This window comes from Erwinia sp. V71, assembly GCF_965644245.1.
Lineage (GTDB): Bacteria > Pseudomonadota > Gammaproteobacteria > Enterobacterales > Enterobacteriaceae > Erwinia.
This window is the reverse complement of the sequence record NZ_CBFFRK010000010.1, coordinates 54,796-74,695: the sequence shown is the minus strand read 5'-3', so window position 1 is coordinate 74,695 and position 19,900 is coordinate 54,796. Positions and strand designations below refer to the sequence as shown.

Genomic DNA, 19,900 nt, shown 5'->3' with positions numbered 1-19,900 from the left:
GGTTCCGGCAGCCTTCAGTGGTCTTTGCAGAGTTAAGACAGGCGGCTTAGCGTTGCACTTCGAACTTGAATCCGCCTGGTGGCCAGTGTGGAGATTAAAACCGGACAGAAATCGGTGATGGATTATCTGATTAAGCCACTGAATAAAGTGAAAGAGTCCCTGCGCGAACGCTAACGGCGTGGGTGGCAGATAAAACGCAGCGGCAGTTATTTTCGGTAAGTAAATAACCGTAAATAACTGCCGCTTATTTATGATCATAAAGTGCTAAAATAAACAAATAATGCGGGAATTAGTCTGATTTATTTTCAGAATAAAAACAGCTTTACAAAAAATAACATTTGCTGAAAAAAGACAAAAAAAAGGGCCAGACATAAATGGCTGGCCGGGAATATTTAATCAACATCTCATTCGGGGTGAATGAAGGTAATAGCAAAATAAAATGATGATAGCGGGAGCTATTCTATATGCCAATGATGGGATTGTTTTGTCATTCAGTGCTCAAACTGGATGTTTTGTTAATCGGTTGATTTAATTGGGTTATTATTTTTTATGACATTAAGTGCTATATATTTTAGCTATCTGTGCTGCGTAAAAGTTCCACAAGTATAATATTTTGTAATACCTAATCCTTATTCTGAAACAGTTTCGGAAATTTAGTAGCATTTTCTTTATGGCATATTACTTTCTTCGCGCTGACAATGAGATTCCGGCTGATTTTTTAAACATTCAGCCAGCAGTGGCAAATAAGACAGATAACGAGAGGGTAATAAAATGAAACTTCGAGTTCTTTCCCTGATGATCCCTGCGATGCTGATCGCAGGCCAGGCAGGTGCAGCAGAGGTCTATAACAAAGACGGCAACAAATTAGATCTTTTCGGTAAAGTCGACGGCTTACACTACTTCTCTGACGACAGCAGCAAGGATGGCGACCAGTCTTATATGCGTTTCGGCTTCAAAGGCGAAACTCAGGTTAGCGATCAAATCACCGGCTACGGCCAGTGGGAATACCAGGCGCAGCTGAACAACTCAGAATCGACAGGTTCTGCAGACGACTTTACGCGTGTGGGCTTTGCCGGTGTGCGCTTTGGCGACGCAGGCTCATTCGATTACGGTCGTAACTATGGCGTCGCTTACGATATCGGTTCATGGACCGACGTACTGCCTGAGTTCGGTGGTGATACCTACGGTGCGGACAACTTTATGTTCCAGCGCGGTAACGGTATGGCGACCTATCGTAACAGCAACTTCTTTGGTCTGGTTGAAGGCTGGAACTTCGCCGTACAGTACCAGGGTAAAAACAGCAGCGCCACCGAATCACCAAACGGCCGTGATGTCCTGGGTCAGAACGGTGACGGCTGGGGTATGTCCACCACTTATGATATTGGTTCCGGCTTCGGCATCGGTGCGGCAATGTTCTCTTCTGACCGTACTACCGAACAGAACAGCACCACGATTCTGGGCCACGGCGATAAAGCGACCGCTTACACCGGTGGTCTGAAATATGATGCCAACAATGTCTACCTGGCAGCGATGTACACCCGTTCTTACAACGCAACCCGCTTCGGCGACAGCGACAATGACGTTTATGGTTACGCTGATACCGCAGATAACTGGGAACTGGTTGCTCAGTACCAGTTCGACTTCGGTCTGCGTCCATCACTGGCCTTCGTCAGCTCTCGTGGCGATGTCCAGGGTTACGGCAAACAGAACCTGAAAAAATATATCGACGTCGGCACCACCTACTACTTCAACAAAAACCTGTCTACCTATGTTGATTACCAAATCAACATGCTGGATGACAGCCAGTTCACCCAGGATGCGGGCGTGAGCACTGATGATGTGGTTGGCGTGGGTCTGGTTTACCAGTTCTAAGCCTGAGCAGGGACGCGGTGACGCGTCCCTGTTGTTTTTCCTGCCTTAACCCCTTTGCAGTACCATTCCCTTCCCGTTTTTCCTTCACAGATTGAGTCAGACAAGTATGATTTTGCTGTGCCATGTTCCCCCGGTCATCCGTGGCGGTTACGATGGGCAATACTGCATGCGGAAAAGGCGTGTGGTATGAACCCGCCCTCCCCGGACAGGGAAGGGGGGAAGATGAGATTAACGATGGCGTTGGCGGGGAAGAGCGCGGCCGCGCGTTCCATTATAATGTCTGTAGCCTGCGTAGATGATCAGGCCTGTCAGAGCAACCAGCAGCAGGATATTTTGCATGCATGCCTCCTCTTTAGCGATGTTATGCACTGATTATTTGTATGAGATTGGCGTCTCCGAATGGCTATTCTGGTGATGAGAAGCAAAACGGTCAAGGGCGTTTTGTGCACTTTACAAATGCTTTAACTACGGAAGTGTCTGTTAACAATACGAAAGAAAAGGGAATATCGATGAAGGTTGCTGTGCGGTATAGCGGACTATTACTGGCATGTTTGATTGTCGCCGGCTGCGATCGGGCTGCGGCTCCGGCGGCAGAGCCGCTGGTGCTGGAAGGCAAAACCATGGGCACATTCTGGCGCGTCAGCCTGGCGGGTGTCGATAACGCACGTGCCGCCACGCTACAGCAGCGGATTCAGCAGCGGCTGGATGCCGACGATCGCGAGCTATCGACCTGGAAAAGCGATTCGGTATTATCGCGTTTCAACCAGTATCGCGGTGTTGATCCGCAAGCGGTCAGCGAAAATATGGCGGATATTGTCACCACATCGCTGCGTATTGGCAGAAAAACGGCGGGAGCGATGGATATTACCGTGGGTCCGCTGGTGAATCTGTGGGGCTTTGGGCCAGACAAGCAGCCAGTGAAGACGCCTGATCAGGCGCAGATTGATGCTGCGCGGGCACTGACCGGTTTGCAACATCTGAAAGTGATCCAGAATGGCACCGGGCAGTGGCTGCAGAAAGATCTGCCCGCGCTGTATGTGGATCTGTCGACTGTTGGCGAAGGTTTTGCCACCGATCATCTGGCGCGGCTGATGGAGCAGGAAGGGATCACGAATTATCTGGTTTCTGTTGGTGGGGCGGTGTTGACGCGCGGTAAAAACGCCGATAATCAGCCCTGGCGTGTGGCGATCCAGAAACCAACGGATCAGGAAAATGCGGTGCAGGCGGTGGTGGATCTGCAGGGGCATGGCATCAGTACCTCAGGCAGTTACCGCAACTACTATGAACTGGATGGCAAACGGATTTCCCATGTTATCGACCCGCATACCGGACGACCGATTGAACATAAACTGGTGTCCGCCACGGTGATTGCCACTACCGCGCTGGAGGCGGATGGCTGGGATACCGGGCTGATGGTACTGGGCACGGAAAAGGCGAAACAGCTGGCCATTGAGGAGAAACTGGCGGTGTATCTGATCACCAAAGAGGGTGACGGCTTCAGTAGCTGGATGTCGCCGCAGTTTAGCGCGTTTATTCACACCCCCTGATCGCAGGAGACGATAATGTTAGATCTGTTCGCTGAAGATGCACCCTGGGAAGAGCCGCTGGCAGAAGGCGCGGTGATCCTGCGCCGTCAGGTGCGTGAGCAGGCGGCAGATCTGCTGGCGTCGGTGCTGGATATCGCCGCGCAGAACCCGTTTGAGCACCGCATCACGCCGGGCGGTCATCGGATGTCGGTGGCGATGACCAACTGTGGCGAGCTGGGCTGGTCGACCAACTCACGGGGCTATCAGTACAGCGAGCGCGACGAGTTAAGCGGGCAACGCTGGCCCGCGATGCCGGAGAGTTTCCGTCAGCTGGCAACCGCGGCGGCAGCGCAGGCAGGATTTGCCGCGTTTCATCCCGATGCCTGCCTGATTAACCGCTATGAACCCGGCGCAAAGCTGAGTCTGCATCAGGATAAAGATGAGAAGGATTTACATCAGCCGATTGTATCTGTATCGCTGGGTTTACCGGCGATTTTCCAGTTTGGCGGTTTTGAGCGCGGCGACGCCACGCAACGTGTGCTGCTGGAGCATGGCGATGTCGTGGTGTGGGGTGGCCCGTCGCGCCTGCGTTTCCACGGCATTCTGCCGCTGAAAGCGGGCGTGCATCCGCTGGCGGGTGCGTATCGCTACAACATTACCTTTCGCCGTGCGCTCTGAGACGGCAAAATCGTTACCTGAATAAGAATTATTATTGCTATCGAATCGCTTCCCTTTAAACTGCTGGCAGCTTTTATTATAACGGGAAGTAGTTATGGAGTTGCTGTACGTCGTTTATAAGCAGTACCGCTGGCTTTTTACTATGGTGATGATTCTCACCCTGCTCAGTGCCGTATTGGGGATCGGTCTGATTGCCTTTATCAACCGCGAACTGATTGTCAATATTGGCGCGCCGTTAGAGGTACTGCCTAAATTCCTTGGCCTGATGGTGTTGCTGATGGGCGTAACCTTTGCGGCGCAGCTGGCGCTGACGCAACTGGGGCACCACTTTATTTACCGCCTGCGCGGTGAATTTATCAAACGACTCCTTGATACCCGCATCGAACGCATTGAACAGATTGGCAACGCGCCACTGCTGCCGGCGCTCACCAGTGATGTTCGCAATATCACACTCGCTTTTGTGCGTCTGCCGGAACTGATCCAGGGGATTATTATCACCATTGGCTGCGCCGGTTATCTGGCATGGCTGTCGCCGAAAATGATGATTGTCACCAGCATCTGGGTCGCAGTAACGGTGATGGGTGGCGGCTGGCTGGTGGCGCGCGTCTACAGCCATCTGGCGACGCTGCGTGAAACCGAAGATCGCCTGTATAAAGATTACCAGACGGTGATTGATGGCCGTAAAGAGCTGGCGCTGAACCGCGATCACGCACGTCAGATCTATGAAGATGTTTACCAGCAGGATGCGCAGACGTATCGCCACCATATTGTGCGCGCCGATACCTTCCACCTTAGCGCGGTAAACTGGTCGAATATTATGATGCTTGGCGCGATTGGCCTGGCATTCTTCCTCGCCAATACCCTCGGCTGGGCTGATACTGCCGTTGCGGCGACCTATTCACTGACGCTGCTGTTCTTACGAACGCCGCTGCTGCAGGCGGTGGGCGCACTGCCAGTGCTGCTGAGCGCGCAGGTCGCGTTTAACAAACTGAGCGCGTTTAAACTGACCGATTATCAGGAAGGTTTTAAAGCGTTACCGGCATCGAAAAACTGGCAGACGCTGGAAGTGCGTGATGTGGTCTTCCACTACGGTGATGGCGGTTTTGCCGTGGGGCCGATTAACCTGACGCTGAAACGCGGCGAACTGGTGTTCCTGATTGGCGGCAACGGCAGCGGAAAATCCACGCTGGCGATGCTGCTGACGGGTCTGTATCAGCCGGTATCGGGTACGCTGCTGCTGGACGGTGAAGAGATTGATATCAGTCGTCTTGAAGAGTACCGCAAGCTGTTCTCTGCCGTCTTTACCGATGTGCACCTGTTTGACCGTCTGATTGGCCGCGAAGGTGAAGCCGCTGATCCGGCACTGGTGCAGCAGTGGCTGGAGCGGCTGAAAATGCATAACAAGCTGCAGCTGGAAGGGAACAAAGTGCTCAATCTGCAGCTGTCGAAAGGGCAGAGCAAGCGTCTGGCGCTGCTGCTGGCGACGGCGGAACAGCGCGACATTCTGCTGCTCGACGAATGGGCGGCAGATCAGGACCCGCATTTCCGTCGTATTTTCTATCGCGAGCTGCTGCCGTGGCTGCAGGGAATGGGCAAAACGGTGTTTGCCATCAGCCATGATGACCACTACTTTATCCATGCTGACCGTTTGCTGGAAATGCGTGAAGGGCAGCTGAGTGAACTGACGGGCCTGGAGCGTGAACAGGCCACGCTGGACGCGGTAAAACGTACGGATACCGCGCATTAATCGGTCACGCCGCCCCTGACAGGGCGGCGTATCAGGTAAGGAAACGCGATGAATATCCCTATGCTCACTTCTGCCGCCCTTGTTGGCGCCCTCACTGCCGCACTGCTGCTGTGGCTATGCAAAAAGAAGAAGATCGAACGCTGGCTGGCACTGGGATTGTTTATCGCGGTGCAGCTGATCTGGAGCCAGGTCTACGGCGTGCTGTCGCAGGAGCGGCTGCGTGATGACCCTGAACGGGTGCAGCAGCTGGTGCGCAAAGAGTTTGATAAGATCCCATTGATGGTCACCCTGCAGCAGAAAGATCCGGTTGCCCGCGATGCAATGGAGAATACTGCGCGCGAAGCGATAGAGCAGGGACTGACGACCCAGCAGGCGATCGATCAAATCCAGGTGGCGATGGCAGAGGTGATTGGCAAACGCACGCGTTTTGCGCCGGATGATGATATTAATCAGTTTATGACCGTCACACTGCAGCAGATGCAGGATTTGCAGGCGAAAGGCGACAGTCTGTGCTTTAAGTTGCTGTTTCCGCAGGCGGGTGGCGGCATTGACCCCAGCAGGTATAACCCGCCCGAACTTATTCAGACACGTATGACGACCGATAACCAGCTGGTGCTGGCCTCTTACGAACATCCGCAAAGCAACAGTGCGGAAGAGGATCTGCAGGCCAGCCTGCAGGTGCAGCGGATTCTGCAGCAGCTGGGGCAGAAATATGGTGATGATCTGAAAATGCTGGTGCCGCCGCAGCGGAATGACGTTGATCATAAGCGGGTATGTCAGATTGCGACAGATTTCTATCAGCAGATTCTGGCGCTGCCGCCGGTGCAGTCGGCGCAGATTTTACGCGTGGTGCTGGCTGCGCCATAACACGCGGAACTGTGCAATTCCTGCATATCCAGCGCAGATATTGTTGTTAGTCAACGGCATAGAGACGCGGTAATCTTTCCTCAGACCCGGGCTGCACCGCCTGTTGTCTTTCCTCAACTTTTCTGTCGTCTTGTCAAATATTGATACCGGTTTGCCACTGTTGGTAAACCGGTTTTTTGCTGCTACTGGCGGGTTGCTGCTGCGGGTGGCGTGGCGCTGAATAATGTAAACAGCGTCGCGATTTCCGTATCCCATGGCAGGTTTTGCTGGCGGATAATCAGATGCAGAGCCGTCGCGCGCCTGACGCCATGGCTCAGTGGCAACACTTTCAGCTCCCCACGTCGCAACAGCGGTGTAATACGTTCCTCCGGCAGCCAGCCGTAACCCACGCCATGCACCACCGCTTCGGTTGCCGCCTCAATGGTGGTAAAGGTCCAGCTCTCCGCCAGTGCGCCAGGCGTCGGTATCGCCGGTTGCTGGCGATCGACAATCTTGATCAGTGGATAAAGACTCAGCTGTGCGCTGCCGAGCGGTGCGGGCAGGGTATGCAGCGGGTGTTGCGGATGTGCCACCGCAACAAAATCGATATTCATCAGCCACTGGCCGTTACCCTGCGGGTCCTGGTTGCGGGTCAGTACCAGCAGGTCTGCAGGGCGTTCCGCCAGCCGCGCCGGACTCTCGCTGTTCAGCACTTCCGCCAGATGCACCTGCGTCAGCGGATGCTGTTGCTGGAACTGGCGCAGAATGGCAAACAGCCGGTCGCGGGGAAAAATACTGTCAACCACCAGGTCGATGCGCGCCCGCTGGCCGGTTTTCAGCGCTGCTGCCCGCTGCTCAATGGTCAGAAAATCACGCAATAACGGACGCATCTGCGCCAGTAACAGTTCGCCTTCCTGAGTCAGTACCGCGCGTCGTCCTTCCGGGCGCAGCAGCTCAATGCCGAGGCGTTGTTGCAGTAAGCCCACGTTGTAACTGACCGATGACTGGCTGCGATTGCTGGCTTCGGCGGCAAGGGCAAAGCTGCCGAGATCGACCACGCTTTGCAGCAGCGCCCACTGCTCAAGGGTACTTTTCGGTAACATAATTCATCTGATTTTTAGATAGGTTAGCGGGAAAATCAGCGTTATTTATCGAATAAGTAACGCAGTAAACTGACTGTATCAAAAAAAGAGGAAGATACAATGAGTCAGTTTGATAAACATGATCTGAGCGGCTTTACCGGCAAACATCTGGTGTATACCTATGATAATGGCTGGAATTATGAGATTTATGTGAAAAATGCTTCCACCCTCGATTATCGCATTCACAGCGGTATTGTTGGCAATCGCTGGGTGAAAGATCAGCAGGCGTATATCGTTCGTGTTGCCAGTGAAGTGTATAAAATTTCCTGGACCGAGCCGACGGGGACGGATGTCAGCCTGATAGTGAATCTGGAGGATAAGGTGTTCCACGGCACCATCTTCTTCCCGCGCTGGGTGATCAATAATCCGGAAAAAACCGTCTGTTTCCAGAATGAGCATATTGCGCAGATGGAAGCGTACCGCACGGCTGGCCCGGCGTATCCGACAGAAGTGATTGACGAATTCGCGACCATCACCTTTGTACGGGATTGCGGTGAAAATAATGAGTCAGTGATTAACTGCCCGGCAAGTGAGTTACCGAAAGATTTTCCGGCAAATCTGAAGTAAAACCGCGCTGTGGGTGATTTCGTGCCTGCACCGGTAGCACGGGCCGATCGGAAAGTCGCTGTTCGTCATCCTGACCGCTCGGCCCGCACCGTCCATGGCGCGGGACGCTTTCCTCTTCGGCCCGTGCTACCGATGCGTTAAGCGCTGGTGTCGCTGATGGTGTCAGCCCCGGCAAAGGGAATACCCTGATGTTCGCACAAACTCAAAGCACACTCGCCAGAAAACGCTTAGTCCGCGGGTGCTGTGGCTGATTCAGCACCTGCTGCGCCCGTCCCTGTTCGACAATCCTGCCATCGACCATAAACACCACCCGATCCGCCACTTCACGGGCAAAACCAATCTCATGCGTCACCACCACCATGGTGGTGCCAGAACGTGCCAGTTTCTTGATCACATCCAGCACTTCACCAACCAGTTCCGGGTCCAGTGCCGAGGTCGGTTCGTCAAATAACATCACGCGCGGATTCAGCGCCAGCGCGCGGGCAATCGCGATACGCTGTTGCTGGCCGCCAGACAGATGGCGTGGCCAGGCGTTGGCTTTGTCGCGCAGCCCGACGGTGTCCAGCAGCTGATACGCCAGCTCAATCGCCTGCGTGCGGGTCTGTTTTTTGTGCACAACTGGCGCTTCAGTAATATTTTCCAGCACCGTCAGATGCGGAAACAGATTGAAGTTCTGAAACACGTAGCCCACTTCGGTGCGCTGGCGCAGAATCGCTTTCTCTTTCAGTTCGTACAGGCGATCGCCTTTGCGCTGGTAGCCGATATAGTCGCCATCGATCTGAATAAAGCCCTCATCGACGCGTTCCAGGTGATTAATGGTGCGCAGCAATGTGGATTTTCCTGAACCTGACGGGCCGAGGATCACCGTGACAGAACCCGGTTCCAGTTCCAGCGATACGTCGTCCAGCGCTTTATGCTTGCCGAAACTTTTACTGACCTGCGTAATAGATATCTGCCCGCGTAGCGGATTTTTCGCGTAATCAATGGCTTCTGACATGGCTGACTCCCTGAGAGACGGTGCGTGATTGCAGACGCTGGCGGATTTGATGCCAGAATGGCGGTCGTGGTGAACGGGTTGCGCTGCGCGCCAGCCAGCGTTCGACATAGTGCTGAATCACTGACAGCACGGTAGTGACAATCAGATACCACACCGCACCAACCATCAGCAGCGGGATCACCTGCTGGGTGCGGTTGTAGATCATCTGAATGGTGTAAAACAGTTCCGGCATTGCCAGCACGTATACCATCGCCGTGCCCTTCGCCAGACTGATCACTTCATTAAAACCGGTGGGGATAATCGCGCGCAGCGCCTGCGGCAGAATAATACGCAGCGTGCGCCGGCGTGCGGGTAAGCCGAGCGCCATCGCCGCTTCGAATTGCCCTTCGTCGACGCCGAGAATACCGCCGCGGATAATTTCAGCGGTATAGGCTGCCTGTACCAGCGTCAGGCCAATCACCGCGGTGGGAAATTGTCCAAGCACATCAATAGTCTGATAGCTGGCGAACACCAGTGGCGTAAACGGGATGCCGAGTGACAGGGTGTCGTACAGATAAGAGAAGTTATACAGAATAATCAGTACCACGATCAGCGGCAGTGAACGGAACAGCCAGATATAGCCCCAGGCCAGCCCGGAGAGCAGCCAGGAAGGGGAGAGGCGCGCCAGTGCCAGCAAGCCGCCGAGAATAATGCTGAACAGGGTGCCAAGCAGTGTCAGCAGCAGGGTTTGTGTCAGCCCGCTGAGGATCACCGGGTCAAAGAACCAGCGGGCGAACACTGCCCATTCCCAGCGCGGGTTAAAGGCGACAGACTGCACCACTGCGGCAAGGATAAACAGCGCCAGCAGCGCGCCAGGCTGACGCAGCGGATAGCGTGCGGGCACCACGCGTAAGGTTGTGGTCGGTTTCATTTCTGCGTCCTTAGCTGGCCTGAGCGGTGGCCGTTATACCGATGGTTTTGGTAAAGCGCAGGCGACCATCATGCGGTGGCTGGCTGTAACTTTCCGGATCGCGGTTGATATCAAACAACGGCTGGTAACCGTGAGCCAGATAGAGCCGTACGGCACCCGCCTGGCGGAAACCGGTGGTGAGAAACAGCTTGTGATAACCGGCGCGTAATGCACGCCGTTCCAGCTCTTCCAGCACGGTCAGCGCCAGTCCCTGCCGCCGCAAATCGCTGCGTGTCCAGATGCGCTTCAGCTCGGCGGTTTCGGCGTCAAATGCTTTATACGCACCCATCGCGATAATCTCGCCATCACGCTCGAGCACAATAAACAGCCCGTGTGGCGGCAGATACCACTCCGTCAGCTCTTCCTCACGGTGACGGGCAAAATAGTCGCCATACAGCGCGCTATATTCAACAAATAAACCGGTAAGAATTGGCTGCAGCTCAGCTGCATCGGGTGAGACTTCGCGAAATTGCGTCTGGCTCATCATTGCCCCCTGTGACTTAGTCGCCCAGTCCTGGCGGATTGATTTCAGAACGATCCAGTCGTTCCACGCCTTCGCCCCAGCGGTTGAGGACTTTGTCGTATTCGCCACTCTTAATCAGGCCGTTGAGGGCAATATTGACCGGTTCCACCAGGCCATTACCTTTCTTCAGCGTCACCGCGATATGCGCCGCTTTCGGCCAGCCACCGTCCACACTGCCAACCAGTTTGGTTTTACCGGTCAGGGCCGCTTTCCATGCGCCAATGACGTTGGGGCCAAAGTAGGCGTCAGCGCGCCCGGACTGCAATGCCAGCGTTTGAGCGGCGTCATCTTTGGTATAAATCGGCGTGAAAGGCTTCAGACCTTTTGCCTGATTCTCTTTATCCCAGGCGAGCAGAATGGCTTCCTGATTGGTGCCGGAGCCAACAATAATGCGCAGTCCGGCAATATCAGCGGCTTTGTCAATCGACTGAATATTGCTGGTGGATTTGACGTAGAAGCCCAGGGAATCTTTGCGATAAGTGGCGAAATCGAATTTCTCTTTGCGCTCTCTGGTGACCGTGACATTACTGATGGCGGCGTCATATTTGCCTGAGGCGACGCCCAACGGCCAGTCTTCCCATGACGTAGAGACAATATTCAGCTGCAGGCCGAGGCTGTCGGCCACTAAGCGGGCGATATCGGCTTCGCTGCCCAGCACGGTTTTATTGTCATCAGAGAACAGCGTCAGAGGGGGATTATTGAGACCGGCAATCGCAACGGTAAATTTGCCCGGGACCGCAAAGCGGTGTCCGGCGGGTAATTTAGCGATAGCATCCGGGTTTTTCGGCGCGTTGATCGGCGTTTTGTTCGCTTCCACGCTGATCCCCTGACCATTAACTTTTACCTCTTCAGCCAGGCTTATCCCGCTGAACAATAAACTGGAAAGCAGTGCGACAGTAAATAGGGGTGTTTTCTTCATGGACTATTCTCTTATTATTTTTACAGTGTTTTTAACAGGTGAATAACACTATTCCCGAGAGCCATGTCCGAGTAAAACAACAAAAATGAAAATTCTCTGCCGTATTGTTCAAATGCAAATCCGCGCGGGATGACTATTACCAGGTAATGAATTTGCATGCCACAAATTGGCATTTGTCGCGGGTGAGAGGGCAGGCTTTAATAGAAACTCACTGACTGAGGAGAGTGATGATGAAAGGCTTATGGCTGCATTTTACGCGGATATTTCATGTTCCCTCAGGGATTGCAACCCTTGACAGTTGTCGGGTTATTGAGGCAATGATGCCGATGGTCGAGCTGTATGGTGTTGATATCCATCATTTACCCACCCAGCGCGACGATATTACGCGGAACTGATCCTGTTTCATTCCGGTTGCCTGGCAGCAATCGGGTTTGTACCGAACTATTTCAGGCGACGGCAGGCTGGGAATCATCAACAATATAGGTGGTGATCTCGTCCTGCTGTTGCCGGAAATAGCCCGCAAACTGCCGCCCTGCGGAAAATTCTGCTCTAAAATCCCGTGTCAGTTTCAGGCTGGCGCGGCCATTTTCCTGATCCAGCATCACCACCTCCGCACTGTGGAAATCCATAAACTGACGTAAGGCCGGGTAGAGTGCTTTATACAGACTCTCTTTTAATGAAAATGCCAGCGTGACGCCCAGAGCCAGTGAGATATCACTGTGCTGCAGCCACTGCCGTTCGCGCGCAGTGATGATCACTTCACTTAATTCAGCGGCGCGCTCGCGGCTCATCAGCTGCTCAGTATCAATGCCTATCCAGCGTTGTGGCCGGGCTGCGGCGGTGAGCAGCACTGCGCGTTGCTCACTGTGTGACAGCGAACCACAGATACCCGCAGGCCAGATGGGCGCACGCTGGTGATCGTTCAGCAACAGAAAATCGGCAATCCCGGCAGACGCCAGCGCAGTGCGCGCGGCATAGCGGCTGGCGAGATATTCAGCACGGCGTTTCCTGACCGCCTGTTGCAGGTGCGCAGGGAAAGGGCATTCCAGCAGGGAAAACAGTGCATCATCATAATGCTGTGGCGCAAAGCGGATCTCGGTCAGATTAAGCCACGGAAAATCCGCCAGGCTGTTTTGTTGCAGCGAGAGAATAAAAGGCGTTGGTATTAAGGGAGTATGAGACATAAGCCTGAGCCGTCAGCGACAGATAGCTCAAATTAAAGCAGCAATTCTCTGTGGATTCAATTTGTTATCTGTAAGGTTCGGTGGAGTGCTGTGTCAGGGGGAAGGCGAATGATGATTTTATCCGTCATCAGGCAAATTATCCGGGCAGATAACAACGATCTGCCCGGACAGGAAACGGTGTTAACTCAGCAATGCTTTTATTGCCCGTTAATCATTAGGTGGAATAGCTAAACCTTTCAGGGAAACAATAAAATGATTTCTGCCTCTGCTGATTTTGGCGCCTTTTTCACACCAGCGGCTGGCAAGGCGGAAGAAGTCATCACTGCCGATATCGTAAGCCAGTTCGACTTTATTTATACCGGAATGTAATAATTCCTCAGCGTCTTTGTCATTTTTTGCTTTGATAATAACCATAATTGATGGTTCCGATTGAGCAATTTTTTTGTGACAACAGAATAAGAGAATTATATGACATTTTTGTTGCAGCCAGATGAAATCAGACAAAAGCCAGCATAAATTGAGATATATCGCACATTTTTTGCGGAAATATCTTGCAGTATGCAATCTTGTCCAGATTTTTTCGCTTTAATTTCAATGACACAGCGCGCAAGCAGGATCGTTGCTTCCCTGAGCGGCTCACCCGTTACCACCATCGCTGCCGCGGAGCAGGAGTGCCTGTAATCGCCTGCTACCCGCCCTGAGTGGACTCCCGCTCGATTAGCGAAAACCCGATATCCAGCACCGGTTGCTCGATGGTTTTGCCGGCTATCTTATCGGCCAGCATCGCCGCGGCCTGCTGGCCGATACGCCAGCGGTCGACGCTGACAGTAGTGATGGCCGGTTTATTAAAGGCGGCAAAGTTGAGATCGCCAAAACCCATTACCGCCAGATCGCCCGGCACCTGCAGTCCCTGACTCTCCGCTTCCATAATCGCCCCCTGCGCCAGCGTATCGGAGCTGCAGACGATAATATCGGGCCGCACTGCCTGCGCCAGCAGTTGCTTCATCCCTTCGCGACCGGAAGACAACATCGCCGGTAACGGTACGGTGGCTTCACTGATGGCAATGGCGGGGTGCTGATGCAGTACCTCCAGCACACCCTGCTTGCGTCGCGCCGCACGGTTATCGCCTGCCCACAGTAATCCGGCATGGGCATAACCTTTTTTCACCACATAATGGCCAATCGCTTCACCAATTTTTTCGTGGGAGAAGCCGACCAGCATATCCAGCGGGGTAGGGGTTAAATCCCAGATTTCGATAGCGGGGATATCGGCATTAATAATGATTTTTTTCAGCTCTGCCGAATGGTGGATACCGGTCAGCACAATGCCATCGGGCCGGCGTGACAGGATAGTCGCCACAATATCGGTTTCCGATTCATGGGTATAACCGGCGACACACAGCAAAATGTGGTAACCACGCAGCGCCAGTTCATCGCTCAGCGCCTGAATGGTGTCGATAAACATGCTGTTGTTAATCTGCGGTACAGCAACGGCGATCAGCCTGCTGCGTTTTGATGCCAGGCTCCCGGCCAGCATGTTGGGGATATAGCCGGTGGCACGCACCGCTTCCAGCACCCGGGAAACAGTGGCGGGACGCACAATCCCTGGGTTGTTAAGCGCCCGGCTGACGGTCATTGGCGACAGCCCGGCGGCGCGTGCCACATCCTCTAAAGTAGGGGCACGGGTAACGGTTTTTTCTCTTTTCAACACTGCGATGCCTTAGTGATTGATATCCCTGTAGTCTGGCGGTGTTTTGCGTTGCTGTAAATGGCTGAAAATGATTGCGCAAACATTATGGTTATTACCAGGGCATTTGTTGAAAGTGACGGTCTGATACCTGGGTTAACGCCAGAATTTCACCTGAAAGATGTGATCTCCGGAACAAAAAGCATGCTGGAGTGTGGCGTTGCTGCTGGCGTGATTTTATAAATGTTAGCGCAATCATTTTAAACCTACGGAGAACAGAGCATGACAATCAGTGCCAATTCAGATGCCGTAAGCTACGCCAGTGCAGGCAACAGCAAAACGGCTGCCGAAACAGGTGACCGTATTGAGTGGGTTAAGGTATCGCTGGCGTTTTTACCGCTGGCGACACCTGTCAGCGACGCCAAAGTGTTGACCGGGCGCCAGAAACCCCTGACCGAAGTGGCGATTATTTTCGCCGAAATCCGCACCCGCGACGGTTTTGAAGGGGTGGGCTTTAGCTACTCCAAGCGTGCTGGCGGGCAGGGCATTTACGCCCATGCGAAAGAGATCGCCGATAATCTGCTGGGTGAAGATCCGAATGATATCGACAAAATTTATACCAAACTGCTATGGGCCGGCGCATCGGTCGGCCGCAGCGGGATGGCGGTACAGGCGATTTCACCGATTGATATCGCGCTGTGGGATATGAAGGCAAAACGTGCCGGCCTGCCACTGGCAAAACTGTTTGGCGCACACCGCGATTCAGTACAGTGCTATAACACCTCCGGTGGTTTCCTGCATACACCGCTGGACCAGGTGCTGAAAAACGTGGCGATTTCGCGTGAAAGCGGCATTGGCGGCATCAAAATCAAAGTAGGCCAGCCGAATTGCGCGGAAGATCTGCGTCGTCTGACCGCGGTGCGTAAAGAATTAGGCGATGACTTTCCGCTGATGGTCGATGCTAACCAGCAATGGGATCGTGAAACGGCGATTCGCATGGGCCGCAAAATGGAGGCGTTCAATCTGGTGTGGATTGAAGAGCCACTGGATGCGTACGACGTGGAAGGGCACGCGGCACTGACTGCGGCGCTCGATACGCCGATTGCGACCGGTGAGATGCTGACCAGCTTCCGCGAGCACGAGCAACTGATCCTTGGTAACGCCAGTGACTTTGTGCAGCCTGATGCGCCACGCGTTGGCGGGATTACACCTTTCCTGAAAATTATGGATCTGGCGGCAAAACATGGCCGTAAACTGGCGCCGCACTTCGCGATGGAAGTGCATCTGCATCTGTCCGCGGCTTATCCGCTTGAACCGTGGCTGGAGCATTTCGAATGGCTGAATCCGCTGTTCAATGAACAGCTGCAGCTGCGTGATGGCCGGATGTGGATTTCAGATCGCCACGGCCTGGGCTTTACCATCAGTGAACAGGCGCGCAAGTGGACTGTGCTGACCAGTGAGTTTGGTAAACGGCCATAACGAATGAACAATAAAAAAGCCCCGTCAGGGGCTTTCAATAAAACAGTTTATGCACAACGGTGAGGATGGTGGCAATGGCGGCAATCATGCCACTCGCCACGACCACAGGGTACCAGAACGTTTCTTTGGTAATTTTCCCCGACTCACTCAGTAGCTTATATATCTCGGCGTTAATTTTTTCCCGTATCGCTTTGTCCATATCTTCGTCTTTCATCGCCAGTTCTTCCTTGTTCGGGCTGCGAACCCTTCGCCGCCCCCTGTGAGCCAGATGGTGACGTTTTCTTCGTTACTGGTCAATAAGCGAACAGCTAATGATGGGCACTTTTGCGCGTTGTCTCGCCTGCTCAGGCGCGGGTTTCACCCTAATTTCACCACTGTAAAATTCAGGGAGTAAAAAACCAGCCACAACGGACTGGTTTCTGAGAGATTTTTGGTCGGCACGAGAGGATTTGAACCTCCGACCCCGGACACCCCATGACCGTGCGCTACCAGGCTGCGCTACGTGCCGATACAGTGCGATCATACTACCCTGTATAGTCCTGATTGCAAGTCAACGTTCACTTAACTGCTTTATAAATAATCAGTTAGCAATGAATCTTTTTTCTTCCGTCAGTACCTGCAACAGCAGCGCCAGCTGCGGTTTATGGTCTTTCAGCGGCTTGCCATGATAATCATAGGCCTGATAGCTGCCGCTGTTATCAAGGATCAGTGTGGTCTGCGGTGTGGTGATCACCAGCTGACGATCTTCGCTGCTGGCAACCCAGTTATGGCGGCGCTGAGCGGCAAACAGATCCTCACCCTGCGAGTATTCACCCGGGGCAGTGCTGACATGCAACAGACGCTGCATCAGCGTGTTCATCACATCCTGATGGTCAGTCAGTTTATCAATCTGCTGCGCTGGCGTATTCGGCCAGTGAACCACCAGTGGCACCTGCAACAGCGCACGATTGCCGGGGTTATCACTGTTGCTGTCAAGCGGCACACCACGCTGGGCAGTAATCACTACCACTGTGCTGTCGAGCAGACCTTTTTCCTGCAGACGCGTCAGCACCTGCTCAATCTGCTGGTCAACGCGTGCCGCATTACGCGGATAGCGGCGGCTGATGTCCTGCGCATTGTCCGTCTCATCACCCAGCACATCATACGAGAGATAAGAGAACCACGGCGTGCTGCGCCCTTGCTGATCGTCCAGCCAGTTAAGCCACTGCGTTGTGGTCTGCGCATTGGATTGCGCTTCGGCAGCGGGCAGGGAGAAGTCCGCCAGCAACGCCTGACGATACAGCGGCGAGCTGAAGCCATCAGCGGCAAACAGACCAAACTGGTAACCCTGCTTACTTAACGCATTAATCAGCGCCGAAGGAATACGTGATGACAATACACCGTCCATATAACCAGGTGAGATACCATAAAACAGACCAAACAGCCCGGTATTGGCGGAGTTGCCTGAACTGTAGTGCTGTGTGAACAGCACGTTTTGCTGAGCGAACTGATTCAGGTTCGGCAGTGTTTTCGCCATGGTCGCGGCATTCAGGCCATCGACAGTAATCACCAGTAAATTATGATGTGTGCTGCTGTCACGGAAGGTGATATCGCTTAGCGGATAGGCGACAGAAAGTGCCTCCGGATTACCCTGCTGCACCAGACGACGCTGATACTCCTGCGCATCAAGCAGACCATGTTTCTCAAGGAAACGGCGTGCGGTCATTGGATAAGAGAGCGGCAGATTCGAGCGCTGCATGGTGATCGGGCGATAGAAATTGGCATCCGCCAAGATATACATCAGATGGCTGGTAAAGAACGCGGTGATAAACAGCGCCGCCAGCGGTTTACCGAAACTGCGCCGGTTAAGACTGCGCAGCTTCTGCCAGCTCCAGGTGGCGAACAGCATCTCCACCAGCAAAATCGCGGGAACGCTGATAAACATCAGCTGCCAGTCGCGCGCCATTTCACTCTGGTCGGGGTTCACCACCAGCTCCCATACCACCGGGTTCAGGTGTAAGTGGAAGCGACTGAATACCGCACTGTCGACCAGCAGCAGCGTCATCCCGGCAGTGGCGACAATCGCTGACAAAAATCTCATCAGCCGCTGCGACATGACAATAAACGTCAGCGGGAACAGGATCAGCAGATAGACGGCAAACACCAGGAAACTGAAGTGGCCAATCCAGCTGGTAAAGGCATAAATACGCCCCGCCAGCGAAGAGGGCCAGTCGGCGAGCAGCAGGAAGCGGCTGCCGAGGAGAAAGGCAAAAATAATATTAAACAGCGCGAACCAGTGCCCCCAGCTAACCATCTGGGAGACTTTTTCACGGTAGCGCTGCCGGTTGTTTACCATAATCGGGTCAGGATCATCTCATTAATGGGCTTTGTCTTCGCGCACGGAAGCCTGTAAGGCATCAGCGAAAGATCGAGCCAGATTGCGGCGCTGGGCTGGCGCCACGCTGGTATTGATTAAGTTGGTCACCATGTTTCCCAGTACCATCAGGGAAAGATCGGTAGGTGCCTGGTCTTTTTCCAGCACGCTGACCAGTTCTGCGAGGAGCTTCTCCACGCGTTCGTCACTATAACGGGATGATTGTGGCATAAAGTCGATATATTCAGGTATTAAAGGGCGCTATCTTAGCGTATCGCCGCGCTTTTTTCTGCACTTTTATCGTCAGCGCCATGTTAATGCATACGGCTGTTGATTGCGGCGGCGTGCAGTGATTGAATACGCGCCTGAGTCATTAAGGAGAGTCTACCATGAGTCTGGATATCGACCAGATTGCCCTTCACCAGCTGATTAAACGCGACGAACAGACGCTGGAGCTGGTACTGCGTTCATCTTTGCTGCCGGCCAATGCTACGGTGGAAGCGATGATGGAAGAGTTACACCGCGTCTACAGCGCTAAAAGCAAGGCTTATGGCCTGTTCAATGAAGAGAGCGAGCTGGCCGAGGCGCTGCGCAACTGCCGTAAAGGGGAGGATGATTTCCTTGCCTTTAGCCGCGCGGCAACCGGACGCCTGCGTGATGAGCTGGCGAAATACCCGTTCGCCGAAGGCGGCGTGGTGCTGTTTTGCCACTATCGCTACCTGGCGGTGGAGTATTTGCTGGTGGCGGTGCTGAGCAGCCAGAGCAGTATGCGTGTGAATGAGGAGCTGGATATCAGCTCTACCCATTATCTTGATATCAATCATGCTGATATCGTCGCGCGTATCGATCTCACCGAGTGGGAAACGAACCCGGAATCCACCCGCTATCTGACTTTCCTGCGCGGCCGTGTCGGACGCAAAGTGGCGGACTTCTTTATGGATTTCCTCGGCGCCAGCGTGGGCCTGGATACCAAAGCGCAAAACCGCGGCCTGCTGCAGGCGGTGGATGACTACTGCGACGAATCCCTGCTGGATAAAAACGAGCGCCAGAGCTATCGCCAGCAGGTTTATACCTATTGCAACGAGCAGCTGCAGGCAGGCGAGGAGATTGCGCTGGAAGATCTCTCCAACGAACTGCCGCCGCTGGGCGAAAAGAGCTTCCAGGCCTTTACCCAGGAGCAGGGCTATGAACTGGAAGAGAGCTTCCCGGCCGATCGTGGCACGCTGCGTCAGTTGACTAAATTTGCCGGCAGCGGCGGTGGTTTAACGCTGAACTTTGACGCGATGCTGCTCGGCGAACGTATTTTCTGGGACCCGACGACGGATACCCTGACGATTAAAGGCACGCCGCCAAACCTGCGTGACCAGTTGCAGCGCCGTACGAGTGGTAAATAACGAAACACCAGGCATACTCAAGGCTCAAGGCTCAAGG

General features: G+C 53.8%; 21 protein-coding genes and 1 tRNA gene. 10 read left to right on the top strand and 12 right to left on the bottom strand.

Going from position 1 to position 19,900, the window contains the following annotated elements:
* Nucleotides 1-771: 771 nt before the first annotated feature.
* The 5 genes from ompC (at nt 772) to ACSZO1_RS04180 (ending at nt 6,690) form a co-directional block, all read left to right on the top strand.
* Entirely contained in the window at nt 772-1,872 is a 1,101-nt protein-coding gene (gene ompC, locus ACSZO1_RS04200) for a porin OmpC (RefSeq protein ID WP_437609835.1), read from the top strand.
* A 509-nt stretch (nt 1,873-2,381) separates the two neighbouring features.
* On the top strand, nt 2,382-3,419 hold the full coding sequence (gene apbE, locus ACSZO1_RS04195) for an FAD:protein FMN transferase ApbE (protein WP_437609833.1): 1,038 nt from the start codon (nt 2,382-2,384) through the stop codon (nt 3,417-3,419).
* A 15-nt stretch (nt 3,420-3,434) separates the two neighbouring features.
* Complete coding sequence (alkB, locus tag ACSZO1_RS04190) at nt 3,435-4,076, top strand: DNA oxidative demethylase AlkB (protein WP_437609831.1); 642 nt, start codon at nt 3,435-3,437, stop codon at nt 4,074-4,076.
* A 94-nt stretch (nt 4,077-4,170) separates the two neighbouring features.
* Nucleotides 4,171-5,823, top strand: a complete 1,653-nt coding sequence (locus ACSZO1_RS04185) for a multidrug ABC transporter permease/ATP-binding protein (RefSeq protein WP_437609829.1) — start codon at nt 4,171-4,173, stop codon at nt 5,821-5,823.
* A gap of 48 nt (nt 5,824-5,871) precedes the next feature.
* Nucleotides 5,872-6,690, top strand: coding sequence for a hypothetical protein (locus ACSZO1_RS04180; protein ID WP_437609827.1), 819 nt, complete (start codon nt 5,872-5,874; stop codon nt 6,688-6,690).
* Between the two features lie 182 nt (nt 6,691-6,872).
* Here ACSZO1_RS04180 and ACSZO1_RS04175 read toward each other — a convergent pair whose 3' ends face one another.
* Complete coding sequence (locus ACSZO1_RS04175) at nt 6,873-7,772, bottom strand: LysR family transcriptional regulator (protein ID WP_437609825.1); 900 nt, start codon at nt 7,770-7,772, stop codon at nt 6,873-6,875.
* Between the two features lie 99 nt (nt 7,773-7,871).
* On the opposite strand from ACSZO1_RS04175, the gene ACSZO1_RS04170 reads away from it, so the two are divergent.
* Nucleotides 7,872-8,378 carry a phenolic acid decarboxylase gene (locus ACSZO1_RS04170; RefSeq protein WP_437609823.1) on the top strand — a complete coding sequence of 169 codons (507 nt, stop codon included), beginning with the start codon at nt 7,872-7,874 and terminating at the stop codon, nt 8,376-8,378.
* A 202-nt stretch (nt 8,379-8,580) separates the two neighbouring features.
* Here ACSZO1_RS04170 and ACSZO1_RS04165 read toward each other — a convergent pair whose 3' ends face one another.
* The 4 genes from ACSZO1_RS04165 to ACSZO1_RS04150 are packed head-to-tail and all read right to left on the bottom strand — an operon-like array spanning nt 8,581 to nt 11,766.
* Nucleotides 8,581-9,375 (bottom strand): amino acid ABC transporter ATP-binding protein, encoded by a 795-nt coding sequence (locus ACSZO1_RS04165; protein WP_437609821.1) that lies wholly within the window; start codon nt 9,373-9,375, stop codon nt 8,581-8,583.
* Nucleotides 9,359-10,285 carry an amino acid ABC transporter permease gene (locus tag ACSZO1_RS04160; protein WP_437609819.1) on the bottom strand — a complete coding sequence of 309 codons (927 nt, stop codon included), beginning with the start codon at nt 10,283-10,285 and terminating at the stop codon, nt 9,359-9,361. The genes ACSZO1_RS04165 and ACSZO1_RS04160 overlap by 17 nt, the downstream gene beginning before the upstream one ends.
* A gap of 10 nt (nt 10,286-10,295) precedes the next feature.
* A complete protein-coding gene (locus ACSZO1_RS04155) occupies nt 10,296-10,808 on the bottom strand; it encodes a GNAT family N-acetyltransferase (RefSeq protein ID WP_437609817.1) in 513 nt (170 codons plus the stop codon).
* A 16-nt stretch (nt 10,809-10,824) separates the two neighbouring features.
* Nucleotides 10,825-11,766, bottom strand: a complete 942-nt coding sequence (locus tag ACSZO1_RS04150) for an ABC transporter substrate-binding protein (protein ID WP_437609815.1) — start codon at nt 11,764-11,766, stop codon at nt 10,825-10,827.
* Between the two features lie 230 nt (nt 11,767-11,996).
* On the opposite strand from ACSZO1_RS04150, the gene ACSZO1_RS04145 reads away from it, so the two are divergent.
* Nucleotides 11,997-12,161, top strand: coding sequence for a hypothetical protein (locus ACSZO1_RS04145; protein ID WP_437609813.1), 165 nt, complete (start codon nt 11,997-11,999; stop codon nt 12,159-12,161).
* Nucleotides 12,162-12,212: 51 nt separating this feature from the next.
* Here ACSZO1_RS04145 and ACSZO1_RS04140 read toward each other — a convergent pair whose 3' ends face one another.
* The 3 genes from ACSZO1_RS04140 to ACSZO1_RS04130 form a co-directional block, all read right to left on the bottom strand.
* Nucleotides 12,213-12,950, bottom strand: coding sequence for a 4'-phosphopantetheinyl transferase family protein (locus ACSZO1_RS04140; RefSeq protein ID WP_437609812.1), 738 nt, complete (start codon nt 12,948-12,950; stop codon nt 12,213-12,215).
* Nucleotides 12,951-13,157: 207 nt separating this feature from the next.
* A complete protein-coding gene (locus ACSZO1_RS04135) occupies nt 13,158-13,364 on the bottom strand; it encodes a hypothetical protein (RefSeq protein WP_437609810.1) in 207 nt (68 codons plus the stop codon).
* A 274-nt stretch (nt 13,365-13,638) separates the two neighbouring features.
* Nucleotides 13,639-14,658: a LacI family DNA-binding transcriptional regulator gene (locus ACSZO1_RS04130; protein WP_437609842.1), complete on the bottom strand. Its 1,020-nt coding sequence runs from the start codon at nt 14,656-14,658 to the stop codon at nt 13,639-13,641.
* A gap of 60 nt (nt 14,659-14,718) precedes the next feature.
* On the opposite strand from ACSZO1_RS04130, the gene ACSZO1_RS04125 reads away from it, so the two are divergent.
* Together ACSZO1_RS04125 and ACSZO1_RS04120 are read left to right on the top strand one after the other, a co-directional pair.
* Nucleotides 14,719-14,880, top strand: coding sequence for a hypothetical protein (locus ACSZO1_RS04125; protein ID WP_437609808.1), 162 nt, complete (start codon nt 14,719-14,721; stop codon nt 14,878-14,880).
* A gap of 39 nt (nt 14,881-14,919) precedes the next feature.
* Nucleotides 14,920-16,116 carry an L-talarate/galactarate dehydratase gene (locus tag ACSZO1_RS04120; protein ID WP_437609806.1) on the top strand — a complete coding sequence of 399 codons (1,197 nt, stop codon included), beginning with the start codon at nt 14,920-14,922 and terminating at the stop codon, nt 16,114-16,116.
* 34 nt (nt 16,117-16,150) lie between these two features.
* On the opposite strand, the gene ACSZO1_RS04115 is transcribed toward ACSZO1_RS04120, so the two are convergent.
* From ACSZO1_RS04115 to ACSZO1_RS04100, 4 genes are all read right to left on the bottom strand, one after another.
* A complete protein-coding gene (locus ACSZO1_RS04115; RefSeq protein ID WP_437609804.1) occupies nt 16,151-16,330 on the bottom strand; it encodes a hypothetical protein in 180 nt (59 codons plus the stop codon).
* Nucleotides 16,331-16,547: 217 nt separating this feature from the next.
* A tRNA-Pro gene (locus ACSZO1_RS04110) sits at nt 16,548-16,624 on the bottom strand.
* Between the two features lie 72 nt (nt 16,625-16,696).
* Nucleotides 16,697-18,451 carry an LPS biosynthesis-modulating metalloenzyme YejM gene (yejM, locus tag ACSZO1_RS04105; protein ID WP_437609802.1) on the bottom strand — a complete coding sequence of 585 codons (1,755 nt, stop codon included), beginning with the start codon at nt 18,449-18,451 and terminating at the stop codon, nt 16,697-16,699.
* A gap of 21 nt (nt 18,452-18,472) precedes the next feature.
* The gene (locus tag ACSZO1_RS04100; protein WP_437609800.1) at nt 18,473-18,700 is read right to left on the bottom strand and encodes a YejL family protein; all 228 of its coding nucleotides are present in this window, start codon (nt 18,698-18,700) and stop codon (nt 18,473-18,475) included.
* A 158-nt stretch (nt 18,701-18,858) separates the two neighbouring features.
* On the opposite strand from ACSZO1_RS04100, the gene yejK reads away from it, so the two are divergent.
* Nucleotides 18,859-19,863, top strand: coding sequence for a nucleoid-associated protein YejK (gene yejK / locus ACSZO1_RS04095; protein WP_437609798.1), 1,005 nt, complete (start codon nt 18,859-18,861; stop codon nt 19,861-19,863).
* Nucleotides 19,864-19,900 lie beyond the last annotated feature (37 nt).